Consider the following 2,006-nt stretch of genomic DNA (forward strand, 5'->3'; position numbering starts at 1 on the left):
CAGTGTCTGGATCAACAAACCCGAATCTGATAGCGAGGAGCGTGTGGAAGCAGCCTGATCACTCCCACTGGTCCCGAACGGCTTGACAAGTTCCGGATGTGGCTGGCGTAGGTCCAGCGGTGGTTGTGCGGGCGATCGTGGTAGCCGTGCCCGAAGATGTGCAGGCGCAACCGGATCCCGGATTCGAGGTCGTCGTGCAGGACGATCTTGTCGAGAATGTCGTAGTGCTCGCACAGTGCGACGAGATCGGGGTTGTCGGGCAGCGTGGTCAATTCGCGGCGCAGCAGGTACTTGTGGGCTGCGAGCAGTTCGAAGGACTTGCGGGTGGCCGACTCGACAGCCTCCACCACCTCATCGTGCAGCAGCCCCGGCATCGTCTCGTGGTGGGCCAATCGCTTGTCACCGCGATGCCGTGCCGCCTAATCGGCGGGCACCATCGCGTCCACACCTGCCGAGCTTGCGGGCCGATGACCTACAGCCCACCCGCGCACAACGATTGCGAGCACTGAGCTGCCGGGTCAGGACTGCACTCGCAACAAATCGGCGTTCGCGGTCGCGGGGGCCTAGTTGGCACCGAAACTTCTTGTTCCCGTGGCGGCCAGTCACAGTGACCAGCCGCCGCCGAGCTACGCGCTACCTCACCGCCTGAGCGTCTCAGGTCGTACACCCTGTCGCGCGTCCACAAAGTGCCATCGGACAGTCGCCGAACTCTAGGACTCCACGTCGGCCTCATCGATCCATCGAGCCAGCAGGCTCAGCGCGCACAGCCGCTCCAACGCCGACTGTCCGTCCAGCTCAACCTCATCATTTGGCAAGTGCCCGATTGGGTTTCGGATCGCACCGAAACAGCCTGCCCCGAAGTCCATCACTCCGACACGCATGGATTTGGCAGTCTGGTCATTGCTTATGCCGGTGAAACGTAGCCGGGGTTTGCCCGGCTCGGGCGGCTTGTCCGAGAACGACTGCCTTACCAGGTCGGCCTCGGCGACGTCCCGCCGACCGGTCTTCTGCTGTAGCAGCGAGTTCACCGCTTTGGCCGCTGCGAGTACTGCTTCATGTCGGTGACCTGTCGACCACTGCGCGGTTGCGGCTTTCCAGATCAGCGGGTGCAGCATCGTCGCGTTGATTTGCGGAGATGTATCCGTCCCTCCGAGGCGGTCGATCAACTCGGTCTGGTAATCGAGTCGGACGATTAGTCGCCGAGTTGCGTCGCGCACTGCCCGATCCGGTTCGAAGTCGTCGTCGGTGGGCTCAGAGTCGTGGTTCTCTCGCTGCCATTCCGGATACAGCCGACTCAGAATGGGCCCAACGATCTCCATGAGCTCGATGAACCTGCCGTGCCCGCAGGACACGAACCCGCTGCCGTGCAAGTCGTAAACAGGCTTGGTCTCATCAAGGATGCGCACCAGCTGCTCACGTACCCACGGAACATCGATCCCCTCAAACTGCATGGCCCCATCTTCGACCAGTTCTACGGTGAGCGCAGAACGACTTCCTCGAATCGGCCGTTTCGTCGATGGGCCGCCCGCCGACACGGCATATCAACCACGCGCGGGCGAGTGAGCTTCGGCTAGAACGGTGGCTCATCGCGCGCGGCCGAGGACGCCCACGGGTCCGCAACGGGCGGCAGCGCACGCTCCGGCAGCGGCAGACTGCTGACCACGTAGAGGTTCAGGATGTCGTCCCGGTCGAGGAACATGATCTGGCTCCGCTTGCTGGCGTCAAGCCTATTGCCGATCCAGCACGAGCTGCTTTGGTGATCACGCCGCCCGCCACGATGAAGGCATGATCGACCAATACCTGCCTGTTGATCTCGGGGTCAAACACCTCATGGGCACCTTCGGTCAATGACAGCCGGGTCACGATCGAATGGTGACATCCACAGCTCCATTTTCGCTGAACCATTTCTTAAGCTCGAGACCCGCGAGAACCATAGCCGATTTCACTCCGACATCCACTGGACCAATTATGGACCCCGAAGCGCCTGCCACCGAACATCCGCCCAT

At 62.0% G+C, this 2,006-nt stretch carries 3 protein-coding genes; all 3 read right to left on the minus strand.

Annotation, left to right across the window (positions count from 1 at the left end):
- Positions 1-11: 11 nt before the first annotated feature.
- Positions 12-374, minus strand: coding sequence for a hypothetical protein (locus ACFXK0_RS28985; RefSeq protein WP_379414263.1), 363 nt, complete (start codon positions 372-374; stop codon positions 12-14).
- Positions 375-710: 336 nt separating this feature from the next.
- Entirely contained in the window at positions 711-1,451 is a 741-nt protein-coding gene (locus ACFXK0_RS28990; RefSeq protein WP_379414265.1) for a TIGR02391 family protein, read from the minus strand.
- A gap of 119 nt (positions 1,452-1,570) precedes the next feature.
- The gene (locus ACFXK0_RS28995) at positions 1,571-1,699 is read right to left on the minus strand and encodes a hypothetical protein (RefSeq protein WP_379414266.1); all 129 of its coding nucleotides are present in this window, start codon (positions 1,697-1,699) and stop codon (positions 1,571-1,573) included.
- Between the last annotated feature and the right edge of the window lie 307 nt (positions 1,700-2,006).

This window comes from Nocardia sp. NPDC059177 (assembly GCF_042755165.1).
Classification (GTDB): Bacteria; Actinomycetota; Actinomycetes; order Mycobacteriales; family Mycobacteriaceae; genus Nocardia.

Coding starts and splice junctions, on each gene's coding strand:
- ACFXK0_RS28990 (WP_379414265.1), bottom strand. CDS start 1,451: ATGCAGTTTGAGGGGATCGATGTTCCGTGGGTACGTGAGCAGCTGGTG.
- ACFXK0_RS28985 (WP_379414263.1), bottom strand. CDS start 374: ATGCCGGGGCTGCTGCACGATGAGGTGGTGGAGGCTGTCGAGTCGGCC.
- ACFXK0_RS28995 (WP_379414266.1), bottom strand. CDS start 1,699: ATGTTCCTCGACCGGGACGACATCCTGAACCTCTACGTGGTCAGCAGT.